The sequence below is a fragment of the Blastococcus sp. SYSU DS0541 genome, from assembly GCF_054050875.1.
This window is the reverse complement of the sequence record NZ_JBJHAD010000014.1, coordinates 102,980-126,741: the sequence shown is the minus strand read 5'-3', so window position 1 is coordinate 126,741 and position 23,762 is coordinate 102,980. Positions and strand designations below refer to the sequence as shown.

The 23,762-nt window shown below is 74.7% G+C and carries 24 protein-coding genes, 1 other RNA gene, 1 pseudogene and 1 riboswitch; of the genes and pseudogenes, 9 read left to right on the top strand and 17 right to left on the bottom strand.

The window, feature by feature from the left end; all coding sequences use genetic code 11:
* From ACI794_RS15600 to ACI794_RS15570, 7 genes and pseudogenes are all read right to left on the bottom strand, one after another.
* Positions 1-307 (bottom strand): annotated as a pseudogene (locus ACI794_RS15600) (CpaF family protein); the annotation flags it as partial.
* Positions 304-1,494 carry an AAA family ATPase gene (locus tag ACI794_RS15595; RefSeq protein ID WP_456603067.1) on the bottom strand — a complete coding sequence of 397 codons (1,191 nt, stop codon included), beginning with the start codon at positions 1,492-1,494 and terminating at the stop codon, positions 304-306. The pseudogene ACI794_RS15600 and the gene ACI794_RS15595, both read right to left, overlap by 4 nt.
* Complete coding sequence (gene cpaB, locus ACI794_RS15590) at positions 1,491-2,243, bottom strand: Flp pilus assembly protein CpaB (protein WP_456603066.1); 753 nt, start codon at positions 2,241-2,243, stop codon at positions 1,491-1,493. Before cpaB ends, ACI794_RS15595 begins: the two co-directional genes overlap by 4 nt.
* Before the next feature lie 10 nt (positions 2,244-2,253).
* Positions 2,254-3,210, bottom strand: a complete 957-nt coding sequence (locus ACI794_RS15585) for a pilus assembly protein TadG-related protein (RefSeq protein ID WP_456603065.1) — start codon at positions 3,208-3,210, stop codon at positions 2,254-2,256.
* Positions 3,198-3,596: a TadE/TadG family type IV pilus assembly protein gene (locus ACI794_RS15580; RefSeq protein WP_456616804.1), complete on the bottom strand. Its 399-nt coding sequence runs from the start codon at positions 3,594-3,596 to the stop codon at positions 3,198-3,200. The genes ACI794_RS15585 and ACI794_RS15580 overlap by 13 nt, the downstream gene beginning before the upstream one ends.
* A gap of 98 nt (positions 3,597-3,694) precedes the next feature.
* Positions 3,695-3,898: a Flp family type IVb pilin gene (locus tag ACI794_RS15575; protein ID WP_456616803.1), complete on the bottom strand. Its 204-nt coding sequence runs from the start codon at positions 3,896-3,898 to the stop codon at positions 3,695-3,697.
* Between the two features lie 242 nt (positions 3,899-4,140).
* A complete protein-coding gene (locus ACI794_RS15570; protein ID WP_456603062.1) occupies positions 4,141-4,815 on the bottom strand; it encodes a prepilin peptidase in 675 nt (224 codons plus the stop codon).
* A gap of 145 nt (positions 4,816-4,960) precedes the next feature.
* Between ACI794_RS15570 and ACI794_RS15565 the strand changes: the two genes are divergently transcribed.
* Entirely contained in the window at positions 4,961-5,665 is a 705-nt protein-coding gene (locus ACI794_RS15565) for a class I SAM-dependent methyltransferase (RefSeq protein ID WP_456603061.1), read from the top strand.
* Between the two features lie 102 nt (positions 5,666-5,767).
* Here ACI794_RS15565 and ACI794_RS15560 read toward each other — a convergent pair whose 3' ends face one another.
* Both ACI794_RS15560 and rnpB read right to left on the bottom strand, forming a co-directional pair.
* Positions 5,768-6,613: a LysM peptidoglycan-binding domain-containing protein gene (locus tag ACI794_RS15560; RefSeq protein WP_456616802.1), complete on the bottom strand. Its 846-nt coding sequence runs from the start codon at positions 6,611-6,613 to the stop codon at positions 5,768-5,770.
* Between the two features lie 64 nt (positions 6,614-6,677).
* Positions 6,678-6,816: riboswitch (cyclic di-AMP (ydaO/yuaA leader) on the bottom strand.
* Between the two features lie 228 nt (positions 6,817-7,044).
* An RNA gene (gene rnpB / locus ACI794_RS15555) (RNase P RNA component class A) lies at positions 7,045-7,446 on the bottom strand.
* Positions 7,447-7,775: 329 nt separating this feature from the next.
* On the opposite strand from rnpB, the gene ACI794_RS15550 reads away from it, so the two are divergent.
* Both ACI794_RS15550 and ACI794_RS15545 read left to right on the top strand, forming a co-directional pair.
* Positions 7,776-8,531, top strand: coding sequence for a DUF222 domain-containing protein (locus tag ACI794_RS15550; protein ID WP_456616801.1), 756 nt, complete (start codon positions 7,776-7,778; stop codon positions 8,529-8,531).
* A 27-nt stretch (positions 8,532-8,558) separates the two neighbouring features.
* Positions 8,559-9,350 (top strand): HNH endonuclease signature motif containing protein, encoded by a 792-nt coding sequence (locus ACI794_RS15545; protein ID WP_456616800.1) that lies wholly within the window; start codon positions 8,559-8,561, stop codon positions 9,348-9,350.
* A 39-nt stretch (positions 9,351-9,389) separates the two neighbouring features.
* Here the strand turns inward: ACI794_RS15545 and ACI794_RS15540 are convergent, their stop codons facing one another.
* Both ACI794_RS15540 and ACI794_RS15535 read right to left on the bottom strand, forming a co-directional pair.
* Positions 9,390-10,109 (bottom strand): PIG-L deacetylase family protein, encoded by a 720-nt coding sequence (locus tag ACI794_RS15540; protein ID WP_456603058.1) that lies wholly within the window; start codon positions 10,107-10,109, stop codon positions 9,390-9,392.
* Between the two features lie 20 nt (positions 10,110-10,129).
* Positions 10,130-10,489, bottom strand: coding sequence for a DoxX family protein (locus ACI794_RS15535; RefSeq protein WP_456616799.1), 360 nt, complete (start codon positions 10,487-10,489; stop codon positions 10,130-10,132).
* 24 nt (positions 10,490-10,513) lie between these two features.
* Here ACI794_RS15535 and ACI794_RS15530 point away from each other — a divergent pair, with 24 nt between their 5' ends.
* On the top strand, positions 10,514-11,269 hold the full coding sequence (locus tag ACI794_RS15530) for a sulfite exporter TauE/SafE family protein (protein ID WP_456616798.1): 756 nt from the start codon (positions 10,514-10,516) through the stop codon (positions 11,267-11,269).
* A 16-nt stretch (positions 11,270-11,285) separates the two neighbouring features.
* On the opposite strand, the gene ACI794_RS15525 is transcribed toward ACI794_RS15530, so the two are convergent.
* From ACI794_RS15525 to ACI794_RS15510, 4 genes are read right to left on the bottom strand one after another with little or no spacing between them, the layout of a single operon-like run.
* Positions 11,286-12,380 (bottom strand): bifunctional RNase H/acid phosphatase, encoded by a 1,095-nt coding sequence (locus ACI794_RS15525; RefSeq protein ID WP_456603055.1) that lies wholly within the window; start codon positions 12,378-12,380, stop codon positions 11,286-11,288.
* The gene (locus tag ACI794_RS15520; protein ID WP_456616797.1) at positions 12,377-13,117 is read right to left on the bottom strand and encodes a zinc ribbon domain-containing protein; all 741 of its coding nucleotides are present in this window, start codon (positions 13,115-13,117) and stop codon (positions 12,377-12,379) included. Before ACI794_RS15520 ends, ACI794_RS15525 begins: the two co-directional genes overlap by 4 nt.
* Before the next feature lie 35 nt (positions 13,118-13,152).
* Positions 13,153-13,551: a hypothetical protein gene (locus ACI794_RS15515; RefSeq protein WP_456603053.1), complete on the bottom strand. Its 399-nt coding sequence runs from the start codon at positions 13,549-13,551 to the stop codon at positions 13,153-13,155.
* Positions 13,548-15,350, bottom strand: a complete 1,803-nt coding sequence (locus tag ACI794_RS15510; protein ID WP_456616796.1) for a carbon starvation CstA family protein — start codon at positions 15,348-15,350, stop codon at positions 13,548-13,550. The genes ACI794_RS15515 and ACI794_RS15510 overlap by 4 nt, the downstream gene beginning before the upstream one ends.
* Positions 15,351-15,413: 63 nt before the next feature.
* Between ACI794_RS15510 and ACI794_RS15505 the strand changes: the two genes are divergently transcribed.
* A complete protein-coding gene (locus ACI794_RS15505) occupies positions 15,414-16,190 on the top strand; it encodes a hypothetical protein (protein WP_456603051.1) in 777 nt (258 codons plus the stop codon).
* Between the two features lie 15 nt (positions 16,191-16,205).
* Here the strand turns inward: ACI794_RS15505 and ACI794_RS15500 are convergent, their stop codons facing one another.
* Entirely contained in the window at positions 16,206-17,018 is an 813-nt protein-coding gene (locus tag ACI794_RS15500) for a Nif3-like dinuclear metal center hexameric protein (protein WP_456616795.1), read from the bottom strand.
* Positions 17,019-17,078: 60 nt separating this feature from the next.
* Here ACI794_RS15500 and ACI794_RS15495 point away from each other — a divergent pair, with 60 nt between their 5' ends.
* The 4 genes from ACI794_RS15495 to ACI794_RS15480 all read left to right on the top strand — a co-directional run bounded on the left by ACI794_RS15495 (position 17,079) and on the right by ACI794_RS15480 (position 22,690).
* A complete protein-coding gene (locus tag ACI794_RS15495) occupies positions 17,079-19,049 on the top strand; it encodes an FUSC family protein (RefSeq protein ID WP_456603049.1) in 1,971 nt (656 codons plus the stop codon).
* 45 nt (positions 19,050-19,094) lie between these two features.
* A complete protein-coding gene (locus ACI794_RS15490) occupies positions 19,095-20,060 on the top strand; it encodes an alpha/beta fold hydrolase (protein ID WP_456603048.1) in 966 nt (321 codons plus the stop codon).
* Between the two features lie 159 nt (positions 20,061-20,219).
* Positions 20,220-21,668 carry a WS/DGAT/MGAT family O-acyltransferase gene (locus tag ACI794_RS15485; protein WP_456616806.1) on the top strand — a complete coding sequence of 483 codons (1,449 nt, stop codon included), beginning with the start codon at positions 20,220-20,222 and terminating at the stop codon, positions 21,666-21,668.
* Entirely contained in the window at positions 21,665-22,690 is a 1,026-nt protein-coding gene (locus ACI794_RS15480; protein ID WP_456616794.1) for an NAD-dependent epimerase/dehydratase family protein, read from the top strand. The genes ACI794_RS15485 and ACI794_RS15480 overlap by 4 nt, the downstream gene beginning before the upstream one ends.
* Here ACI794_RS15480 and ACI794_RS15475 read toward each other — a convergent pair.
* Positions 22,671-23,582, bottom strand: a complete 912-nt coding sequence (locus ACI794_RS15475; protein WP_456616793.1) for an alpha/beta fold hydrolase — start codon at positions 23,580-23,582, stop codon at positions 22,671-22,673. The two genes, ACI794_RS15480 and ACI794_RS15475, sit on opposite strands and share 20 nt — an antisense overlap.
* Between the last annotated feature and the right edge of the window lie 180 nt (positions 23,583-23,762).

The following is a 23,762-nucleotide window of genomic DNA, read 5'->3' as shown; positions in this document are numbered from 1 at the left end:
CCTCGTCCAGCTCCCGCAGCACCAGCGCGCGCAACTGCTCCTCGGCCAGCGACGGATCGCTCATCCGAGCACCCATCCGCTCGAACAACGCCTTCGCCACCCGGTCCTTCAACCGCCCCAACGCATCGACGGGAGCAGCCACGGCCACCGGCGCAGCAGGTCGCGAAACCGGCTTGACCGGGCGGGGTGCGGGCAGCGGAGCGGCCGGTTCGGCCGGCAGCGGCGAGGGATCGGCGGCAGCGGCGACGACGGGCGGCGGCGGGGCGGTACGGCCGCGAGCGGCCTCCAGCCGGTTCATGAGGTTCATGACGCCGCCCGGTGCTTGGCACGGTAGCGGCCCGGCCGCACGATCGGGGTGGCGGCGAACCGGGACACCAGCCGGCGGAGCTCCTTGACCATCGGGTCCCGGCCACCGCTGGCCAGCACCGGCACCCCGGTGTTCGTCGACGGCGGTACCGCGGCCGAGCGCGGCAGGAGGACGTCGATTCCCGTGCCGATCGCTGTCTCGACGTCCCGGACCGACAGGCCGCCCTTGGGGTCGGCGAAGTTCATCACCACGTGCCGGCCCGCCGGGATCATGCACAGCTCGCGGAGCACGTCGAGCTCCTTGCGCAGTCCGCGGACGCCCGGGACGTCCATGCTGCTGAGCATGACCACGTCGGTGGCCCGGTCCAGCGCTGCCAGGGTCTGCTCCGACAACCCCGGCGCGGTGTCCACCACCACGTACCGGAACTCCCGGGCCAGGGCCGCCAGCAACCGGCTGACGTCCTCGGCGGTCACCGTGTCCCCCGCCGCCGGCGACTCGGACCCGCACACCGCGAACAGCCCGCTCGGGTGCTGGGTCAGGAAGGTCTTCAGCACCATCGTGTCCTCGCTCGCCGGCCCGCGGACGACGTCCGGCAGCGTGTACTCCGGCTCGAGCGCCAGCGCGCTGGCCACGTCACCGAACTGCACGTCGAGGTCGACCAGCACGGTCGACTGGGGCGCCGACGAGGTCAGGCCGACGGCGAGGTTCGTCGCGACCGTCGTCTTGCCCACCCCGCCCTTGGGCGAGGCGATCGTGATGACGCGGCCGGTGTAGCGGGCCGTCTCCTCCAGGGGCCGGAGCACGCGGCGACGGCTCGCCGCTGCCGCGCTGGCCCTCTCGACCGCCGACCGGATCTCCGCGGCGTCCGCGTCCAAGGCCAGCAGGTCGCGGATCCCGGCCCGCATGGCCGCCTGCCACATCTCCGGGGCCGGTTCGGCCAGCAAGACGACGCTGATGCCCGGGCACTGGACGTCCAGCCGACCCGCGAGGGTGAGCACCTCGTCCGCCGGCGCCAAGGGGCCCAGCAGGAGGACGTCGGGCAGCTCCCCATCGGCGAGCAGCTCGAACAGCCGGGCCGGGTCGGCAGGCAGCCGGCCCGGCGGCAGGGTGGAGATGTCCCCGTCCACCGCTGCGGACACGCGCTGCTGGAGGCTCTCGTCCGCCCCCGCGAGGACGACGCGGCTCATGCGAAGACCTTTCCGTAGATGGTGGTACCGCTGACGACCTCGGTGCCCGCAATGTCGGTCCCCTCGTTCTCGAGGGAGAGCCAGAGGGTGCCGTGCTCAGCACCGAAGACGATCGCCTCGGCCTGGGCCGCTGGCACCGCGAACGTGACCAGCACGCTGCCGGTCGGCGCCGCGCCGCCGGCCGAGGCGGTCTCCGGCGTGCCTTCCGCGGCCGGGTCGACGGGCGCCGGGGCACCCTGCACCTGGGTCACCAGAACTCGGTGCAGGACCGCATGCGTCGCCCCCCCGGCGTCCTGCGCCAGGGAGACGTGGACACCGACGGTGTCCCCGGCGGCCAGCCGACCACCCACCGCCCGCTGCGGCTCCAGCAGCACGCTGACCTCCCCCGAGCCCGGCGGGACCGGCACGGTGCCGGGTGTCCGCAGGTCGGTGGGCTCGGCGAAGCGGGTGGCCAACAGCTGCTCCCCCGGCTGCAGGTCGACTGTCGCCACGCGCCCGGTGAGGGCGTCGAGGTCGGCCACCGCGCCGTCGGCGAGGGCCTTGGCCGGCAGCAGCTCGGTGGCGACGAGCGCGCCGAGCTCCTCGGCGGGGGTCCCGACCGGCACCGGCGCCCGGACGACGAGGACCTCGACGGACTCCGTCCCGGCGAGGGCGCGGGCGTCGGCGCCGCGTACGTAGGCGAGCAGCACCACGGCACCGGCTCCGGTGAGCAACAGCGCCGCGAAAGCGGCGATCAGACGACGTCGCACGGAGGCGCCCCTATCGGATGAGTCGGAGGATCGAGGCCCCGAGTTGCGGGGCGTCCGGGCTGTACGAGAAGGCGTCGTCAAGGTCGACGAACTCGGTGAAGTAGCCGCTCACGCACCGGTCGTTGCCCTTGCAGGGCTGGACGGCGGTGCTGAACTGGCCGCCGAAGTGGAACCCCGTGATGTGGAAGGCCGCGTAGCCGAACACGTGGTACCAGGCGTTGGTGCCGGTGTCGCCAGAGCTGTCGAAGAGCGGCAGCAGCACCGTGCGTCCGACCCAGGACTTCAGGTAGGTCGGGGTGCAGACCGACGGCGGTGTGTTACCGGTGGACGAGTAGGACCGCTCGTTGCGTGCGCTGGCCGCCTCGCACTCCGCCGGCGGCGTGTCGAGGTAAGCGAAGCCACCCGGCACGAACAGGTTCGACGGGCCGGTGCAGCCCACGGTGTTCGACGTCTTGGTGAAGTAGATGGTGTGCTCGATCTCGCCGGAGGGTTCACCGCCGCCGGTCTGCTGGAGGAACTCGCACCACGAGAAGGTGAGCGGGAGCACCGCCGTCCCGCGGTCGGGCGCGCCCCACGCCACGGTGGCCGTCGCCGACACCTGGGTGGCGTCGTGGCCGATCACCGGCGCGAACCAGTGCTCCTTGGGTGTGCTGCCGGGGACGGTGACGCTGGTCGGGTTGCTGGAGAGCACCGGCTGCCCCGCCGTGGCCTCACCGGCGTTGGCGACCACCAGGCTCTGCGCCGTGGCCAGCATGTCGCCGCAGTTGCCGCGAGCGCAGTCGGAAGCCACGGCGAGGGCTGCGGCATCGGCCGCCACCTGCAGCCGGGCCCGCTCCGCGTAGAGGGCGCCGATGTCGACGGCGATCGCGGCGAAGCCCAGCATCGGCACCAGCAGGAGGGACAGCAGGACGGCGGAGGCCCCGTGCTCGTCGCGCCGGAGCCGGCCGCGGAGGGTCAGCCGTTGCACCGCATGACCCCCGTTCCGGTGAGCTCGACCTCGGCAGCGAAGAAGCCGGTGAGGAAGGGCATCGGGTAGGTGATCGTCAGCTCGACGTTCGTGCTGCTGCCACCGGTCGTCGGGCAGGAAGCCGGCGTGATGGCGATCTGGTGCGGGGTGATCGAAGGATTCAGGGAGGTCGCGGCCTCGAGCACCGCAGCCCGAGCGATGGTCTGGTCGTTCTGCAGGGCCATGGCTCGTGCGCCCTCGCGGGCAGCAGCCGACAGGGTGCCCTGCACCTGGAAGGCATGCCCGAATTCGGCGATGCCGAGGACGAGGACGACCAGCAGCGGCACGATGAGCCCGAACTCCACCGCCGAGGCGCCTCGATCGTCGCGCAGTAGTCGTGTGGTCATCAGTGCTCACCGCCTCTCCTACGGGGGCTCCTGCCCCACGGCGCAGCGACCGTCGCGCGGCCACTGCGCCGTGGGGGCAGGGAGGGAACCGAGATCGATCAGGTGGTGACCGTGCCGCCGAGGCTGGTGACGATGGAACGGAAGAGCGTGTCCAGGCGACCGCCGAGCGCAGTGACGGCGACGATGATCACGACGGCGATCAGGCCGACCATCAGGCCGTACTCGACGGCGGTCGCGCCCTTCTCCTCTCGCTTCAGGCGGTCCTCGACGAAAGAGGCGATGGTGGCGACTGCGACGTACACGTTCAGCACGGGAACTCCCTGGTGGAGGAGGCCAGCGGGTCCGGGTCGGGTGACCCGGCTTCGTGGCGACAGGGCTTCCATCGGGCAGGTTCCGGCGGGGACTTGAGCGCTTGTCATCACATCGGTCGACAGATCACCCCGAACGAGGGGGGTGGCATGCAACCGGTCACGCACAGTGACGGGACTGGCGTTACGACATCGACACAGACATGTGTCGGCGATGTGAGAGCGCTCTTGAGCCCTCAGACGGCGACTGTGCTCGACAGCACAACGAGGGCGACGCCGGCCAGCATGGCCGGGCCGAACGGCAGCTCGCTGCGCAGGCCGATCCGACGCAGGGCCAGCAGGGGCAGCACGACCAGGGCCTGCACCAGGAAGCCTGCGGCGCCCCCGAGCGCGACCGCGCTCCAGCCCAGCCAGCCCAGGTAGAGACCGAGCAGCGCGGCGAGCTTGACGTCGCCCATGCCCAGACCGCTGGGCGAGATGAGGGCGAGGACGAGGAACGCCGCGAACAGCGCCATCGACCCGAACCCGGCTCTCAGCAGGGCGTACCACTCGCCGCTCACCGCGGCGGGGACGGCCAGCAGCGCCAGGCCCACGCCGACTGAGGGGATGACGACCCGGTTCGGCAGCAGCCGGTGCCGGAGGTCGACGACGGCGAGCAGCAGCCCGGCGCCGGCGAGGAAGAGAAAGGCCGGCAGCTCGGCCGCCGCGCCGAAGCGCAGGCCCACCAGGCCGAACAGGATCCCGGCCAGGAGCTCGAGCACCGGTGGCCGCACGGCGACGGGTCCCGGGCCGACCAGCTCCGCCGGCCGCAGCTGCGCCGGCCACGGGAAGCGACCCGCGGCCCGGTTGACCAGATGCCCGACCGGGATGCCGGCGGCTGCCGCGATGAGGGCGACGGCGACGGCGCTCACCGGTGCACTGCTCGCATGGCGATCACGATGACACGACGGGGACCCTGCATCCTGCATCCTGCAGCGGCGCGGCCGAGCATGTCGGGTGTGGGCTTCCGTGGCGCACGAGCGCGCGTCGCGGCTGCGGGTAGGTCAGACTCCGGGCGTGACAGTGGACGAGGGCACCACCCAGCGCACGGCGGCGGTCTGGTCCTACCAGGGGCACGGCGTGCACGCCGCACCCGGCGTGCACGAGTACGCGCTCGAACTGGTCCGGCAGCAGCTGCCCGAGGGCGGCCGGATCCTCGAGGTGGGCGCCGGCTGCGGGGCGCTGGCGTTGCGGCTGCGGGACGCGGGCTTCGACGTCGTCCCCACCGACCTGGACCCGCCGCACGACTGGATCCACCGCCTCGACCTCGACGACCCGCAGTGGACCGAGGCGACCCGTGGCCCGTTCGACATGGTGGTCTGCGTCGAGACGCTCGAGCACGTCGAGAACCCGCGGCAGGTGCTGCGCTCCATCCGGGCGCTGCTGGAGCCCGGCGGCAAGCTGCTGGTCAGCACGCCCAACGTCGGCCACCCGCACTCGCGGCTCAAGATGTTCCTGCGCGGCGCGCCGTTCATCTTCGGGCCGGGGCACTACTACCAGCCCGGCCACATCTCGATCCTCCCCGACTGGATGCTCGTCGAGCACATCCGGACGGCAGGGTTCGGCGACATCACCGTCACCAGCGGGGGGTCGACCTGGTACGTGGGCCTGCGGAAGGTGGCGCACCGGGTCGAGACCGCGCTGCTGTGGGCGATCGGGCTGCGGCCGCGGGCGGAGTCGGGCGAGGGCATCTGCACCTTCGTCACCGCCGTCGCCGTCTGACCGGTCGGCCGGGGCTGACCGGCGTACGACAGCACCTCGACGGACGAGCGCCCCCCACCCGGGGATCCGGGCAGGGGGCGCTCGTCGTCGTGCGGTGTGTGGTTACGGCAGGAAGGCCACGTGCGGGTGGTCCATGTGGTTGGCCGTGGGCGAGCCACGGTCCTCCATGCCCTGCCAGGCCCAGCCGGTCCACGTACCGGCGATCCGCTGCTCCCAGATCACGTACTCCACGCCGAGCCGGGCCGCGTTGTCGATCACGTACTGGGCGACGGCGTCACCCTTGGCCGAGTCGGCGTAGACCATGAAGTCGGCCGCGAGGCCCGCGGTGGGGCTGTGGCCGGGGCGGGTGAGCACCGTCCCGACGCCGTGCACCTCGGCGATCTCCTGGACGTCGGGGCGGACGTGCGCGTCCCACTGGTCGTAGGCCGCCGAGGTCGCCGCCGGGGCCGGGACGGGGGCCGGGGCCGGTGCGGGAGCCGGGGCGGGCCGCTCGTCCCGGCTGGCGCGCTCGGGAGCCAGTCCCCCGCCGCTGAGGGCGAGGACCTGACCGACCCGCAGAACGTTCGCGTCGGGGCCGATGACGCCGAGGTTCAGGGCGTGCAGGTCCTGCCACGTGGTGCCGTGGCGGGCCGCGATCTTGCCCAGCGTGTCGCCGGCGACCACGGTGTACGACCCCGTCGCGACAGCGGGCGCCGCTGCCGGCGCGGCGCCGCCGCCGATGGTGAGGACCTGGCCGACGCGGAGCAGGTTGGGGTTCCCGCCGATCGTGTCACGGTTGGCGTCGTAGATGCTGCGCCAGGTGGTGCCGTGCTCGGCCGCGAGCTTGCTGAGGGTGTCGCCGGGGCTGACCGTGTGCGCGCCGGGGTGGGCGGCCGCGGAGCCCATGGTCCCGAGGGTGAGGGCCGAGGCCGCGGCGAGGACGACGGCCGGGTACGCCACGGTGGTCATGGCGCGGTTGCGGGAGGGACGACGGTGCCGCCCCACGGTGCGATGGCTGTTGGGCATGGAGTGGTGAGCCTCTCGCCGCCTGCGGGGTTAGCTGTCGGGTTCGGGCGAGAGCTGCCCGGCCGCGCATGGCGCGGCTTCACCCCGAGGTCCCGGAGGGGCCACGAACGGTGGGTCCCCCGCGCCTGCCCGTGCGTCTATGACTCCGGGGTGGCCGTGGGCAGGTTCGGCGGGCGGCCATCCGGGCCCGCCGATCGGCGGACGGAGGGAACGGTAGGTATCAGGATCGGCTCGCCACAGGCCGGACCGGTCCTTTTCGAGAACTCTCCGCACGGCCGCACGGCGCGTCACCAACCGTGCGCGCAGCGCCTCCGTTCACCCGTCCGGGTGACGTCCCGACCTCACCGGGCCGGTGGCCGGCGTCGGGCGGGGGACGGACGAGTCGGCCTGTACGCCGGGTTCTGTCCACGGGTGCCTTGCGGCCTCCCGATGGGCGGTCATCCATCTAGGCCTGCCGTTGCCGGCAGGCTCCAGCGGTCTACCCGCAGGCTCGGGCGGGCCGCCCTCGAACGCCTGCGCGGAACGGCGGCGGACCGCCGTCCCTTCTTGACCTAGCTCCGGGTGGGGTTTACCGAGCCACGCCGGTCACCCGGCGTGCTGGTGGTCTCTTACACCACCGTTTCACCCTTACCGGCGCGAACGCCGGCGGTCTGTTTTCTGTGGCACTGTCCCGCGGGTCACCCCGGGTCGCCGTTAGCGACCACCCTGCCCTGTGGAGCCCGGACGTTCCTCGGCGACGGGGTCTCCCCCGCCGACGCGACCGCCCAGCCGACTCGTCCGTCGTGCCCTGGAGTGTAGGGCGTCCGGCACATGGATCCCGCAGCGCGCGGGTACATGCCGTCGATCCCCGCACCACCCGATGGAGGAGGACGTCATGGGACTGATCTCAGGGCTCGTCAAGGCCAACCTGCTCAAGCGACTGCTGAGCCGTTTCAGTCGCCGCGGACGCTGATGGCCTGCAGAGCGGACGCATCCCGACCGCGGTGATCCAGCATCCGCTGCGCTCGTAGGTGCCCGACTGGCCGCCCGCCCCCGTGGGCGGCCAGTCGGCCCGCGCGCTTCTCGGCCTGCGGAAAGTGTCGTACCCCCGTCCTAGCCTGCGGTTGTGTCGGTGGTCGGGTTCGCGGTCGGGGTGAGCGTGGGGCCGGTGTCCGAGCCGCCCTCGCCCTGGGAGCTGAAGGATCCCGATCCTCAGTGGTGGGACGAGCCGTTGTCCGCGTGGCTGCCCGCCCGCCGGTCGGCGGTGGAGGTGGCGGATCTGCTGGGGCAGATCGTGGCCGCCGAGGCGCGGCTGGCGGCGTTGCGGGTGGAGCTGGTGATGGACCTCGCCGCCGCCCGCCCGGCCCCGGTCGATCCGCTGCCCGGCGGGGAACGGGCCGGAACCGTGGGGCCGGCGGGGGTGAGTGAGTTCGTGCCCGATGAGCTGGCGGCGGTGCACAACAGCAGCCGGGCGGCGGCGGTGACCCTGCTGGAGCACGCCGGGGTGCTCACCACCGGGCTGCCGGCCACCTCCGCCCGGCTGCGGCTGGGCCAGCTGGACTGGCCCCGTGCCCGGGCGATCGCCGCGGAGGTCGCCGCCACCGGGGCCGGCACCGATCCGGCGGTGATCGCCGCGGCGGAGGCCGCGGTGCTGCCCGGCGCCACCGGGCTGGGGCTGGGCCGGCTGCGCGAAGCCATGCGGGCGGAGCTGGTGGCCCGCGACGCCGCCGCGGCCGACCGGCGCCGGGAAGCGCGCCGGCGCGGCGCGGATGTGTCGGTGCGGCCGGTCGGGGACGGGATGGGCGAGCTGCGCGCCCTGCTCCCGCATCCCGACGCCCGGGCCTGCCGGGCGGCGGTGGACGGCCACGCCCGGGCGGCGTAGGCGGCCGGGGATGACCGGCCGATCGGCATGCTGCGTACCGGTGCGCTGGCCGATCTGCTGCTCCGGCCGTGGCAGGACCAGCCCGCGGTGACCGCGCAGCTGACCGTGGTCGCCCCGCTGGGCGCGCTCAACCCCGCCCGGTTCCTCGCCGCCGGCGCCCCGCTGCCCGCGGCGTTCACCCCAGCCGGGGCTCCCGAGCCGGTCGGGGAGGTCGACGGGGAGCCGATCACCGCCGCCCACCTGCGCGAACTGCTCACCGCCCTCGACGTCTGCGGCATCCAGGCCCCGCCCGGCGGCAGTCTGGACATCGCCATCACCGACGCCACCGGCGCGCTGCTGGCCGTCACCGGCCGCGGCGAGCTGACCCGGCTCGCCGCCCGCGGCTGCCCCGACCACCCCACCGACCTCGAGCACCCCGAGGCCGCCTGCGGCTGCCCGCTGCTGGGCCGCCCCGGTCCGGTGGACCGCTACCGCCCCTCGGCCGCCCAGCAGCGGTTCCTGCCCGTGCGGGACCGCACCTGCCGCCACCCCGGCTGCACCGTGCCCGCCGGCTGGGCCGACCTGGACCACGTCATCGCCCACGCCACCGGCGGGGCCACCGACTGCGCGAATCTGTGCTGCCTGTGCCGCCGCCACCACCGGCTCAAGACCTTCGCCCCCGGCTGGACCCCCACGATGAACGACGACGGGGTGCTCACCGTCATCACCCCCAGCGGCGTCACCCGCACCACCCGGCCACCCGGCTACCGCGTCCTCACCGAGCGACCCGAACCACCGCCGCCGCCACCGGACCCGGCGGACGACCCACCGCCCTTCTGACCCGGACGGGGTCAGCCGGTCGCGACGCTGCGTCGGCGCCTACCCCCAGTAGAGCCGGAAGCCCACGCGCCGCCGTCCGTCCTCGGTGAGCGTGGACATGTCGACGATCTGCCGTGCCTGCACGTCGACCGGGTCGTCCGAGAGCAGCTCCAGGTACCGCCGGTGCTCGGTCAGCGAGGCGACCGCCGTCTCCACCTGGTCGCTGACGTCGACCTCGTGCGGCGGGTCGGTCAGCTCGCCGACCGCGATGTACTGGACCCCGGACCACCGCTCCTCCGTGAGCTCCGGGAAGATCCACTCGTTGCCCGCGTCGGCGACCGCGTCGAGCACCGACTGCCCGAGGGCCTGGTGGTCGGCCGAGTTGAGGTAAGCCGGCGACACCCCCGGCGGGGTCCACGTGGGCCCGAAGTACCCGGTGACGACGAGCTCGGGCCGGTGCCGACGGATGGCGGCAGCCAGGTCACGGCGCAGGTCGGGCCCGGCCACCAGGACGCCGTCCCGGTGGTCGAGGAACTCCACCTCGGTGACCCCGACGACGGCAGCCGACCGCCGCTCCTCCTCCTCGCGCAGCGGGCCCGCCTCAACCGGGGGAACGCCGGCCATCCCGGCCTCCCCCCGGGTCGCCAGCAGGTAGTGCACCTCCTTGCCCGCGGCCGTCCACGAGGCGACGGCGGCGGCCAGGCCGTACTCGATGTCGTCGGGGTGCGCGGCGACGACGAGGGCGCGCTGCCAGTCGTCGGGCATCGGTGCAGGCGGCATGGGGCGAGTCTGCCCCGCCGTCAGCGCCCGCGGGCCACCCGCAGCGCCGCTGCGACCATCGGCACCTGCAGGGGCAGCCGCACCACGGCCGCGGCCATCACCGGCGGCTTCCGGAGCCCCAGCCGGAGGTGGTGCAGGTGCGCCGGAACGAAGGCCAGCAGCAGGGCTGCGGCCGACCAGCCGCCGACCCGGCGGGTGCTCGGAGCGGCCAGCAGCGCGGCGGTGCCGATCTCGGCCACCCCGCTGGCGAGCACCCACACCCGCGCGGAGCCGAGCTCTGGCGGGACCAGCCACTCGTAGGTGCGCGGGTGCACCAGGTGGAGCACTCCCGACCCGCCCAGCAGGGCTCCCAGCCACGTCGCGCTCGCCGGTCTCCGCATGGGGCCACCGTAGGGTGACCCGCCGTGTCCGCCGTCGACCTGCTCATCGCGGCGGGCGTCGCCTTCGTGGCCGGCGGCGTCAACTCGGTCGCCGGCGGCGGCTCGCTGATCCTGTTCCCCACGCTGGTCGGGCTCGGCCTCGGCACGGTCGCTGCGAACGTCACCAACTCGCTGGCCCAGTGGCCCGGCTACCTAGGCGGCGTCGCCGGCTTCCGCGCCGAGTACGCCGGCCAGCGCCGTCGCCTCGTCCGGTTCGGCGCGGTGGCCGCCCTCGGCGGGCTCGCCGGCAGCGTCCTGCTCCTCACCACCCCGTCGGACGCCTTCGACGTCGTCGTCCCGGCGCTCGTGCTGCTGGCCAGCCTGCTGCTCGCCGTCCAGCCGCTCGTGACGCGGCGCCTGGCCGGACGGGCCGCCGGCGAGCCCGGCGGCGACCCCGCCTGGCTGTACCTGGCGCTCTTCCTCGCCACCGTCTACGGCGGGTACTTCGGCGGCGCGCTCGGGGTGATCCTCGTCCGCGTGCTCGGCATCGGGCTGCAGCGGCTGAAGCTCGCCAACGCGCTCAAGTCCGCGCTGTCGGCCGTCACGGCGACCATCACCCTGCTCGTGTTCGGCATCTTCGGGCCGGTCGCCTGGACGGTCGTCGCCGTCGCCGCCCCGGCCGGCCTCGTCGGCGGCTTCCTCGGGGCGCGCATCGCCACCCGCATCCCGGCGACCCCGCTGCGGGTCCTCATCGTGACCTTCGGCGTCGCCGTGTCGGTCTACCTCTCCGTGCGCACCTGACCGGCCTCGGCGGGCGTCAGCGCAGGTGCGCGGTGTCGTTCAGCAGCCGCACCGACGAGCGCCCGTCGGACGACCACGCCACCGTGCACAGCGAGGCGGCCTCCAGGAACACCCGGTGGACGACCTCGGGACCGGTGCCGAGCCCCGCGCCGAGCATCAGCTTGATCGGCGTGACGTGGCTGACCACCAGCACCGTCCGCCCGGCGTGCCGGGTGAGGATCCGCTGCCGGGCCCGCTCCACCCGGCCGGCGACGTCGGCGACCGACTCGCCGCCGGGGGCCGCGACGGTCACGTCCCCCATGAACCGGCGCACCGCGAGCGGGTGCCTGGAGCGCGCCTCGTCAGCGCTCAGCCCCTCGAGGGCCCCGAAATCCAGCTCGACCAGGTCGTCGTCGAACTCCACCGGCAGGCCGAGCCGCGCGGCCACGATCTCGGCGGTCTCCCGGGTGCGGCGCAGCGGCGAGGCGACGACCACCTCGATGCCGAGCTCGGCGGCGCGCTCGCCGGCCGCCTCCGCCTCGGCCTCTCCGGTCCGCGACAGCGGCAGCTCGTTGCGGCCGCTGAACCGGCGCTCGGGGGTGTGCTCGGTCTGGCCGTGCCGCAGCAGGTGGGTGACCGTCGTGACCACCGGGGCCGGCTCGGCCGTCGGCTGGACGTCGTCCTCGGCCACGCTGGGCTCCGCGGCGGCGTCCCGGTGCACCGGCCGGCCGTCCATCGCGCTGTTCGCCAGGGCGTCCGCGGCGCCGTTCTGCGCGCGCGGCACCCAGGTGTAGCGGACGCCGCCGAGCTTCCGGGCGATCGCGCGGGCCTGAAGGGCGAGCTGCTGCATGTCCGGGTGCTTGATCTTCCAGCGGCCCGACATCTGCTCGACGACGAGCTTGGAGTCCATGCGCACCTCGACCTCCGCGGAGGCGTCGAGGTCGAGCGCCGCCTGCAGCCCGGCGACCAGCCCGCCGTACTCGGCGACGTTGTTGGTGGCGCGGCCCACCGACGCGGCGCGCTCGGCCAGCACCCGGCCGGTGTCCGCGTCCCGCACCAGGGCGCCGTAGCCGGCCGGCCCCGGGTTGCCCCGGGACCCGCCGTCGGCCTCCACGACGAACCGGCGGCTCACAGCCCGGACTCGGCCGTGCGGACCAGGATCCGCCCGCAGTTCTCGCACCGGACGACCTCGTGCGGGTCGGCGTTCCCGACCGCCGCCAGCTCCCGCCCGTTGAGCTCGATCCGGCACCCCTGGCACTGGCGGGCGCGCAGCATCGCCGCTCCGGTCGTGCCGGTCTGGGTGCGAACGCGGTCGTACAGCGCCAGCAGCGGGGCGGAGAGGCCACCGGCGACGGCGGCGCGTGCGCTCTCGTGCCGGCTGATGCCGTCGGCGATGTCGGCGAGCGCGTCGTCGCGCAGCTGCTCGGCCCGCTCCAGCGCGCCCCGCGCCTGCTCCCGCGCCTCCTGCGCCGCCCGCAGCGTGGCCTCGGCCGTCTCGAGGCGCTCCATCAGCTCGAGCTCCTGGTCCTCCAGGGTCGCCTGGCGGCGCGCGAGCGACTCCATCTCCGACTGCAGGCTGCTGGTCTCCCGCGCGCTGACCCCGCCGGCGTCCAGGCGCTGCTGGTCGCGGGTGGCGCGCTGCCGCACGGTCTCGACGTCGGCCTCCAGGCGGGCGACCTCGCGCTGGAGGTCACGCACCTCGGTCTCGGCCCGGACGACGTCGTCGGCCAGCGACCGCTCGTTCTCCGCCGCCGCCTCCACCGCCACGGCCTCCGGCAGGGTCCGCCTCCGGTGGGCGAGCTGGGTCAGGGCGACGTCCTCCGCCGCGAGCTCCAGGAGCTTCTGCTGTTCGAAGTGGTCGGCCTTCACGCCGCCAACCTACCTGCGGCTCGACCGCGGCCTGCTCACCGCAGCGCGAGCTCGGCCTCCACCGCCGCGACCGCGGCGTCGGGCGACGGCAGGCCCCCCGAGGCCAGGACCACGCCGTCGACGACGAGGGACTCGACCGCCATGCCAGCCCGCACCGACCGGCGCAGCGCGGCGCCGCGCAGGCCGCGTCGGCGCCCGGCGCCGACCAGCTCCGGCAGCAGCCACAGCCAGTTCGACGGCGACACCACCTCGATCGCGACGTCGTCCGGGAGCCGCGCGCGCAGCGCCCGGTACACCGCACCGACCGCGTCGTCCGCCGGCGGGACGTGGCAGTGCGAGCCACCCTCGTCGAAGGGCCGGACGTCCCCGCTGCAGCAGCCGCCGGACGCGGCCGCCGCGCGGGAGCCCCGGACGAGGACGACCCGCGGGGTCACCGCCGGTCGTCCCGGTCGGGACCGCCGAGCGGACGGTCCGACACCGCCTCGTCGGGGTTGGCGCGGGCGACGACGGACTCCCGCCCGCCGCCGGTCCCGTCGGCGTCCACGACCGCCGGGCGCTCCCGCCGCGCCGCGAGGAGCGCGATGACCGCCTCGACGATCAGCCAGACCGCCAGCACGAAGATCAGCGCGTCCAGCGGCGCGAGCACCCACTGGTCGTCCCGCACGAAGTTGCGCAGGTTGACCAGCAGCGCCCAGGTGGTCATGACCAGCAGGAACACCAGCGGGATCAACGCCGCGATCGGGTTGCGCCCGCGCCGGGTGATCCAGACCGCGATGACCGAGAGCGCGAGCCCGGCAGTGAGCTGGTTGGTCGTGCCGAACAACTGCCACAGGACGCCGAAGGTGTACCCGGCCTCCCCGCCACCGGGCAGCAGCGCCATGGCCAGCGGGATGACCACGGCGATGGTCGTCGCCACCGTCAGGTTCCGCGACAGCACCCGCGCCCCGATCAGCTCACCGATCTCCTGGACGACGTAGCGCTGCAGCCGGACGCCGGTGTCCATCGTCGTCGCCGCGAAGCTGATCACGACGACGGCCGCGAAGATCGTCGCGATGTCGAGCGGGATCGCCAGGTTGTTGGCGAAGGTGGCGACACCGTTGACGAAGTTGCCGACGGCGCCGCCCGAGGCCGTGGCGAAGTCGGGGTAGAGCGCCTCCCAGTCCGCCTGCGAGGCGGCGACCCCGGCGGTGGCGGCCAGCACGGCGCCGGTGGCGAGCGAGCCCTCGCCGACGGCGCCCATGTAGCCGACGTACCGGGCGTCGGTCTCCTTGTCCAGCTGCTTGGAGGTCGTCCCGGAGGAGACGAGCGAGTGGAACCCGGAGATGGCTCCGCAGGCGATGGTGATGAAGAGGAACGGGAAGAAGCTCGGCGAGCCCTCGGGGACGTCGTTGACGACCGGCGCCTGGATGGTGTTCATGCCGACGATCAGGCCGAGGCCGATGACGCCGAGGGCGATGAACAGCTGGTGGCTGTTGATGTAGTCGCGCGGCTGCAGCAGCACCCAGACGGGGATGCGGGAGGCGATCCAGGTGTAGATGAACAGCAGCACCACCCAGACGTTGCGGGTCTGCTCCAGCCCGAGCGCCTCGGCGAGGCCGTCCAGCGAGATCGGGTAGGCGTTGCCGACGAGGATCAGCGCGTACAGCACGATCACGCCCACGATCGACGGCAGCAGCGCCGAGGAGCGGGTCCGGTAGATGTACACGCCGATGGCGATGGCCAGCGGGATCTCCAGCACGATCGGGATGACCGCGCCCGGGTTGGCGACGAACAGGTTGCCGATGACGACGGCGAAGACCGCGTTCACCAGGGTGAGCAGGAAGAAGATGATCACCAGGAACAGCCGCCGGGCGCGGCCGTTGATGACCTCGCCGGCCAGGGTGCCGATGCTCTTGGCCTTGTGCCGCACCGACACCGCCAGCGAGCCGAAGTCGTGCACACCGGCGGCGAAGATCGTCCCGAGCACGATCCACGTCAACGCCGGGCCCCAGCCCCAGAACACCGCGATCGCCGGGCCGACGATCGGCGCGGCACCGGCGACCGAGGTGAAGTGGTGGCCGAAGAGGACGTGCTTGTTCGTCGGCACGAAGTCGTTGCCGTCGTTGAACTCGTGCGCCGGGGTGACGAACGCCGGGTCGAGGGCGTACACCTTCCGGGCCAGGTAGCTGGAGTAGTACCGGTAGCCGAGGAAGAACAGCACCCCGACCACGGCGGCCACGACGAACGCGGGCACGGCGAACCCCCAGGTCCACGGGCGGCCTCGTCGCCGCCGTCGGAGGGAGTAGACATCCAGGCGATGGACACCACAAGTGTGGGAGCGCTGCACGCCGCAGGCGTGGCCGAACTGTTGTGGGCCGTGCCCGGCGCGCCACCCGGGGCCACCGGCGTCGTCCCCCTGGTGCTCGGCGGGCGGCCGGCGGTCGCCCTGCCCTGGGCGCACGTGGCCACCGCTCGCGCGGTCGCGGCGGCCGGCTCGGCGGCGCTGGTCCTCTCCGACCCGCGCCTCACCGGGTCCCGGTGGTCACCGCTGGCGCTGACCGGCCGCTTCACGCTGGTCGAGGACGGGACCGGCGACCTCTTCACCGAGGACCTCCTCGACCAGGAGCTGCGCAAGCACCCGCCCTCGCGGGCCCTCGCCGACTCGCACATGCTCCGCCGCGAGCACTGGTGGTACCTCCCCCGCCTGGTGCTGCTCCTCGACGCGGCGGACGTCGTCCCGGTCGACCGGCGGGAGGGTCCCGCCGACGCCGTCCTCGCCGTGGACGACGGGGGGCTCCACGTGCGCACCGTCCGGGTCGACGACTGGGACGCCGATCCGCTGGAGCTCCGCGGCGCTCCCGCGGGCGTGAACGGCCCCGCGGTGCTGGTCGGTCAGGAGCTCTCGGTGCCCGACGTCGAGCGCTGGACGGTGCACACCACCTCCGGGCGCTTCGCCGACGGCCGGATCACCGAGGTGCGCCCGGCCGCGACCCGGCAGCTGGAACCGGTCCCCGGCCTGCTCGCCCGGATCCGCCGGCAGCGTTCCCTCGAGCGGACCTGCATCCAGGCACTGCGCGCCGCCGGTCACGCCTGAGCCCGACCCCGCCGGTCAGCCGGCCCGGTAGGCCCAGGGGTCGGTGCGCGGCGCCGCGACGGCGACCTCCACCTCGCCGTCGAGGTCCTGGCGCAGCACGTCGGCGGCGACCGGCAGCCAGGGCCACTCCGAGGCGTAGTGCGCCACGTCGCAGAGCGCGGGCCCGGGCACCTCCAGCGCGTCGGACACCGGGTGGTGCTTCAGGTCGCTGGTGAGCAGCACGTCGGCCCCGGCCGCCGCGGCCGCGCCCAGCAGCGAACCCCCGCTACCCCCGCAGACCGCGACGGTGGCGATCCGGCGGTCGGGGTTGCCGGCCGCCCGCACACCACCGGCCGTGGCGGGCAGCGCCGCCGCCGCGTGCTCGGCGAACCGGCGCAGCGTCATCGGCTCGGGCAGCCGGCCGACCCGGCCCAGGCCCGCGCGCGGGTCCGCGGCGGAGGGCTCCAGGGGGACGGCGTCCTCCAGCCCGAGCGCCGCCGCCAGCGCGTCGTTGACCCCGTGGCGCGGGGCCCGGTCGGCGTTGGTGTGCGCGACGAAGAGCGCGGCGCCGGCCCGGACCAGCCGGTGCACCAGCCGGCCCCGAGGGTCGTCGGCGGGCACGCCGTGCACGGGGGTGAGGAACAGCGGGTGGTGGGTCACCAGCAGCTGCGCGCCGGTCCGCACCACCTCGTCGACGACCGCCGCCGTCGGGTCGACCGCGAACAGCACCGAGCCCACCTGCTCCGCCGGATCGCCGCAGACCAGGCCGACCGCGTCCCAGCTCTCGGCGAGGGCGGGGTCGTAGCGGGCGTCGAGGGCGGCGAGGACCTTCCCGAGCTGCACGGTCACGGCTGGTCAGCGTAGGCGGGGGTGCGCAGGACCGGCCCGGCGGAATGCCAAGCTTCCGCCGTGCGAGAGCGGCGGGGTCGGGAGCGGTCGCTGCGCGCCCCGGCCTGGCTCGAGGAGCTGGTGCGCACCACTCCCCCGCCGGTCCCGTGGCGCGACGTCGCCCGGTTCGCCGTCTCCATCCCTGCGCCCCTGGTCCTCGCCGTCGTGGTGGGCGGCGGGCTGGAGGCCGGCGGCGCGCTGGGCGCCGGCGTCTTCGGCACGATGGGCGCGCTCGCGGCGACCCTGGCGCCCCAGCCCGGCCCCCTGCGCGAGCGGCTGCGCCGCAGCGGCGCGGCCACGCTCTTCGGGATGCTCGGCCTGCTCGCCGGTCAGCACGCCACCGGCGGCGGCTGGACACCGGTCGTCGTCATCGCGGTGCTGTCGGCCGTCGCGGCCCTCGTCAGCGCGGTCAGCGCGACGCTCTCCCTGGGCGCGCTCCAGCTGCTCATCTACACCGCCCTCGCGTCGGGGCTCGTGACGCCGCTGCCGGCCGCGGCCGAGGTCGGCTCCTTCCTCTGCGGCGCGGCGTGGGCCGTGGTGATCACCCTCGTCCAGGCGCGCACCGAGCCGCTGGACCCCGACCGGTCCGCCGTCGCGGCGGTGTTCACCCGCATCGGCGAGCTGCTCGCGGCGGTGGGCAGCGATGCGGCGCCCGAGGCCCGGCGGGCGCTGACGGGCGCGCTCAACGAGGCGTACGACCGGGTCATCCGCAGCCGCAGCCGGTCCGCCGGCCGCAGCCGCGAGCTCTCCGAGCTGGCCGGCGTCCTCAACGCCGCGGCCCCCCTGGTGGAGGGCGCGGTCGCCACGGCCTCGGCGGGGGTCCCCGCCGATCCGCAGGACGTCGTCGCCGCGCACTCCCTCGCGGCGGCGGTCTCCGGCAGCGGGCAGCTCACCGACCAGCGGCCGGCGCCGCTGGCGCAGGGGCACCCCGCGGTTCGGGCGGTCCGGCACGGGCTGCGGCTGGTGTGGAACGTCGTCGGCGACCCCGAGGAGCGCGCCGGTGCCGCCGCGCCGGCCCCGCGCCCGGACCTGCGCACCCGCCTGCACGACCTCGGCGACCGCACGCTGGCCAGCGCCGACGCCCGGGCCTTCGCCGTCCGCCTCTCGCTGTGCATGACGATCGCCGAGATCGCCCGCCAGTACCTGCCGATCGAGCGCCCCTACTGGGTGCTGCTCACCGTCGCGATCGTCCTGAAGCCCGACTTCGGCTCGGTGTTCACCCGGGCCGTGCAGCGGGGCGCCGGGACGCTCCTCGGCGTCCTGATCGGGTCCGCGCTGCTGGCGGCCCTCCCGCGCAACGGCTGGGTGCTCGTCGCGCTGGCCTGCTCGGCCGCGGTGCTGCCGTGGGCGCGCAACGCCAACTTCGGCCTGTTCTCGGTCTTCCAGACGCCGCTGATCATCCTGCTGCTGGACCTCGCGCTGCCCAGCGACCCGGGACTCGTGGGCGCCCGCCTGCTCGACACCCTGATCGGCTGCGCGATCGTGCTGGTCTTCGGCTACCTGCTGTGGCCGCAGACCTGGCGCGCCCCGCTCGACGAGGCGCTGCGCGAGGCCGCTCGCGCCCTGGACGCCTTCGTCGCGGCCGCCTTCACCGGCAGCCCGACCGAGCGCCGCCGCGCCCGCCGGCGCAGCTACCGGGCGCTCACGGAGCTGCAGACCCAGCTGCAGCGGCGGCTGGCCGAGCCGCCGCCGATCAGCACGCGGGCAGCCGCCTGGTGGCCGGTGATCGTCCAGCTGGAGCGCACCTCCGACGCGGTCACCGAGGCGGTCATCGCCGGCCGCGGCGGTGAGCCCGCCCCCGACCTGGCGCAGGTGGCCGCGCTCCGCCGGGCCATCCGCGGGCTGGAGGACGACGTCCGGGCCCGGTCCGCGCCCGACGACGACGCCGAGCTGCACGCCGAGGGCGTGCTGGGCCCGGTCGCCCGGGAGGTCGACGCCGCCCGCCGCCTGGTGCGGGAGGCCGCTCCCGGGCGGCGCGGCAGCGGGCACTGACCGCTCCGGTTTGCGCCCCCGGCCCCGGGCGCCTGGGATGGCGCCGTGCCCGTCGACCCCCCGCTCCTGACCCTGCCCTCGCTCGACGGGCCGCCCCCACCGGGCTCGCGGACGGTGACCACCGACGACGGCGTGGACCTGCACGTCGAGTTCGACGGGAGGGAGGACGCCCCGCTCACCGTCGTCCTCTGCCACGGGTTCACGGCGCGGCTGGCCGAGTGGGAGCTGCAGCGCGCAGCGCTGCGGGACCGGGCGCGGCTGGTCCTCTGGGACCAACGCGGCCACGGCCGCTCCGGCTGGACGCCGCTCAGCCGCGCCACCATCGACCGCACCGGCCGGGACCTCGGCCAGGTGCTGGACGCCGTCGTCCCGACCGGGCCGGTGGTGCTCGCCGGGCACTCGATGGGCGGGATGAGCATCCTGGCACTGGCCCGGCAGCGGCCGGAGCTGTTCGGCACCCGGGTGGTCGGCGCGTTCCTGCTCGCCACCTCCGCCGGCGGGCTGGCCGACACCGGGCTGACCGGGTTCCTGCTGAGGGTGCTGCGCCGGCTCCGGCTGCTGACCCTCTACCTCTGGCTGCTTCGGCTGATCGCCCCGTCGCTGGAGAAGCGGCGACGGCGGGGCACCTTCCTGGGCCGGCGGGCCATCCGGCGGCTGCTGTTCGGGCGGGACGACGCCGACCGCCACTCGGTCCGGATGGTGCAGCAGCTGCTCGAGGAGACGCCGCTCCCGGTGACGATGGCCTTCTACGCGACCTTCCTCGACCACGACGAGAGCGCGGCGCTGGAGGTGCTGCGCCGCATCCCCGTCACCGTGGTCGCGGCGACCCACGACCGGCTGACCCCGGCGGCGCACGGCCGGCGGATCGCCGAGGCCGTCGGGCCGGGCGCCGAGCTCGTCGTGGTCCCCGGGGCCGGGCACAGCGTCAACCTGACCCGCACGGCCGTGGTCGACCGCGCCTTCACCGACCTGCTCGACCGGGTGGACGTCGAGGGGCGCAAGGCCGGTTGACCCGCTCGAATCCGGGCATCGCAGGATGTGGTCGCCGCCACACCGCGGATTTGCGTGCACGGAGAGGCACACCTAGTTTCGGCGGCCACCGACCTGGACGTGCGAGGCCCTGGTCCGAGCAGAGCGACCGGGGCGGCGAGGAGTGAAGACGTGGACCGCATGAGTGCCCTCGACAGCGGGTTCTACTTCGCCGAGAGCGAGAACACCCCGATGCACGTGGGGTCGGTGGCGGTGTTCGAAGGCCCGGCCCCCACCTACGGCGACGTCGTCCGACTGCTGCTGAGCAAGCTCCCGCTGGTCCCGCGCTACCGGCAGCGCGTGCGCCAGGTGCCGCTGCAGCTCGGCCGCCCGATGTGGGTCGACGACCCGCACTTCCAGATCCTGTACCACGTCCGGCACACCGCGGTGCCCTCCCCCGGCGGGGACGAGCAGCTGCGCAACCTCGCCGGCCGGGTCCTCGGCCAGCGCCTGGACATGGCCAAGCCGCTCTGGGAGCTGTGGCTCGTGGAGGGGCTGGCCGACGGGCGGTGGGCGCTGATCTCCAAGGTGCACCACTGCATGGTCGACGGCATCGCCGGCACCGACCTGATGCAGCTGATGTTCGACCTCGACCCCGACGCCACCCACGCCGAGCCGCGCGACTGGACGCCGCGGCGGGACCCGTCGTCGGCCGCGCTGGTGGCGGGCGCGGTCACGGAGGCGGCGACCGCCCCGCTGCGCACCCTCACCGGCCTGCCGAGCGTCGCCACCGCCGTCCGCAACGCGCGCGGCCTCACCCAGACCGGCCGCACGCTGGCCCGCACGGTGCCCTCGCTGGCCAAGCAGGCGATCACCCCCACCGCCCGGTCGCTGAACGGGCCCATCGGCCCGCACCGGCGCTGGGCGTGGACGCAGGGCAGCCTCGCGGAGTTCAAGGAGGTGCGCACGGCGCTGGGCGGCACGGTGAACGACGTCATCCTCACCGCGATCACCAAGGGGTTCCGCGACCTCCTCCAGGGCCGCGGTGAGCTGTCAGCCGAGAACCTCGTGGTGCGCACGATGGTCCCGGTGTCGGTCCGCTCGGCGAGCCGGCGCGGCTCGCTGGACAACCAGGTCTCGTGCGTCTTCGTCGACCTGCCGGTCGGCGACCCCGACCCCGACTCCCGGCTGCGGAGCATCCGCGGCCAGATGGACGAGTACAAGCGGGCGATGCAGGCCGTGGACGTGCCGTCGATCATCGCGATGGGCGACTACGTGGCTCCCAGCCTGCTCTCCCTCGGCGTGCGGGCGGGCATGCAGGCCGGCCAGATGTGGTGCCAGGCCGTGACCACGAACGTGCCGGGCCCGCGGGTTCCGCTGTACGTGCTGGGCAAGCGCATGTGCTCGGCGCACGCCTACGTGCCGATCGCCGGTGGCATCCGCTGCTCCATCGGGATCTTCAGCTACCTGGACACGATGACCTTCGGCCTCAACGCCGACTTCGACGCCTTCCCAGACGTCGACGTCCTCTCCGGCGGGATCCGCCGGGGCATCGAGGAGCTGCTCGAGCTCGCCCGCGCCGCGGCGGCGACTCCCCCGGTGGACCAGCCCACCGGCGGGAAGGCCACGACCTCGGCAGCCGCGCGGTGAGCCCGGGCAGGAAGCGCGCCCGCGAGAGCGGGCTGACCGTCGCCGTCACCGGCCCGACGGGCACCTTCGGCGCCGGGCTGGTCCCGCTGCTCCAGGACGACGACCGCGTCGACTCGGTCATCGGGATCGCCCGCCGGCCGTTCGACCCGGCGGAGCGCGGCTGGACGAAGATGCGGTACCGGCAGGGCGACGTGCGTGACCCCGAGGCGCTGCGCCAGGCCTTCGCCGGGGCCGACGTCGTCGTCCACCTGGCCTTCCTCATCACCGGCAACGCCTCCCGCGAGACGACCCGGTCCATCAACGTCGACGGCACGCTCAACGTGTTCCGCGCGGCGGCAGCGGTCGGCGCGCGGCGGTTCGTCTACGCCTCCTCGGTGGCCGCGTACGGGTTCCACCGGGACAACCCGGAGCTGATCTCCGAGGAGTGGCCGGTGCGCCCGGCGGCCCGGCTGTTCTACGCGCAGGAGAAGGCGGAGCTCGAGCGCCTGCTCGAGGAGGAGTCCGCGGTCGCGCCCGACCTGGGCCTGTACCTGCTCCGCCCACCCGTCGTGCTCGGCCCGCAGGCGGTCGGCGCCAAGGACGTGCTGCCCGGCCCGTTCGCCCCCGTCGGGCGCCGGCTCTTCGGCCGGCCGCGGCGGCTGCCGGTGCCCGTGCCGCTGCTCGTGCCGCAGCACCCGCTGCAGTTCGTGCACCAGGACGACGTCGGGCAGGCGCTGCTGCTGTGCGTGCTCGGCGCCGGCCCGCCCGGCGCCTACAACATCGCCGGCGAGGGTGTCCTCACCGCCGCCGACGTCGCCCGGGAGTTCGGGGCGCTCGCCATCCCGCTGCCCGCCGCGCCGGCGCAGGCCGCCGCCCGGGCGATGTCCCGGCTGCCGTTCCTGCCGCCGGTGGCGGAGTGGATCGAGGCGGCCAGCCGGCCGGCGATCATGGACACCACCCGGGCCCGCGAGGAGCTCGGGTGGCGACCGCGCTACACCGGCCTGGAGGCGCTGCGCGACACGCTCAGGCCCGGGAGCCGGTGAGCTGGGCGTCCCGCATCCAGTCGCGCAGCTCGGCGACCAGCCGCTCGGGCTCCTGCAGCTGCGGGACGTGGCCCACGCCGGTCCACTCGGCGTAGCGCCACGCGGGGTGCCGGCGGGCGAGGTCGCGCGCGGCCTCCACGGGGACCAGCCGGTCGCGGTCGCCGTGGACCAGCAGCACGGGGACGTCGATCGAGGCCATCGCGGCCCGGTAGCGACGCGGATCGGCGAGCACGCGCAGCAGTGAGCGGGCCGCGGCGAGGAACGCGCGGTCCATGCCCTGGACGTCGCGCCGCTCCTCCAGCAGGGTCACCGACCGGTCGATGACGTCCGACGGCATGCGGCGCGGGTCGACGCCGACGAGCTCCAGCATCTCGTGCACGCGGGCCAGCGCCGAGGTCCGCTGCCGCCGCCACCACAGGAAGCGCTCCCCGACGAAGGGGACCGCGTACAGCGCGAACATGACGGCCACCCGGGGGTCGAGCGCCCGCCGCGACCCCGGGAGGGCGGGGTCGAGCAGCACCAGCCCGCGCACCGCTTCCGGCTGCTCCCCCGTCGCGAGGATCGAGATCATGCCGCCCATCGAGTTGCCCACCAGCACCGCCGGCTCGCCCACCACCTCGGTGAGGAACCGGTGCAGGACGGCGACGTTGGCCGGCACGCTGGTCTTCCGCCCGCCCGGCTCGCTGCGCCCGAACCCGGGCAGGTCCAGCGCGAGCACGCGACCGTGCTCCCGCAGCGCCGGCGCGACGAGGTCCCAGTTCAGGTGCGAGCCGCCCAGCCCGTGCACCAGCACGACCGGCGGCCCGTCGTCCGGACCACCGAAGTCCAGGTAGTGCACCGGACCTCCGAGGTCCACCGTGCGGCTCTGCCCGGGCATCGCGTCCTCGGCCATCCTGCCTCCCTCTCGTCGTCCGTACGGTGGCACGAGGTGCCAGCGGGCGCAGCACCGCCCCGTCGCCGCCGTGGACGGAACGCGAACGTGCGCTATGGCGCAGGACACAGTTCGGCAACATGTGCCCGCGCGTATCCGGCCGACAGGTGTGAGCCAGGCCGCATCTTGGTACGGCCCATC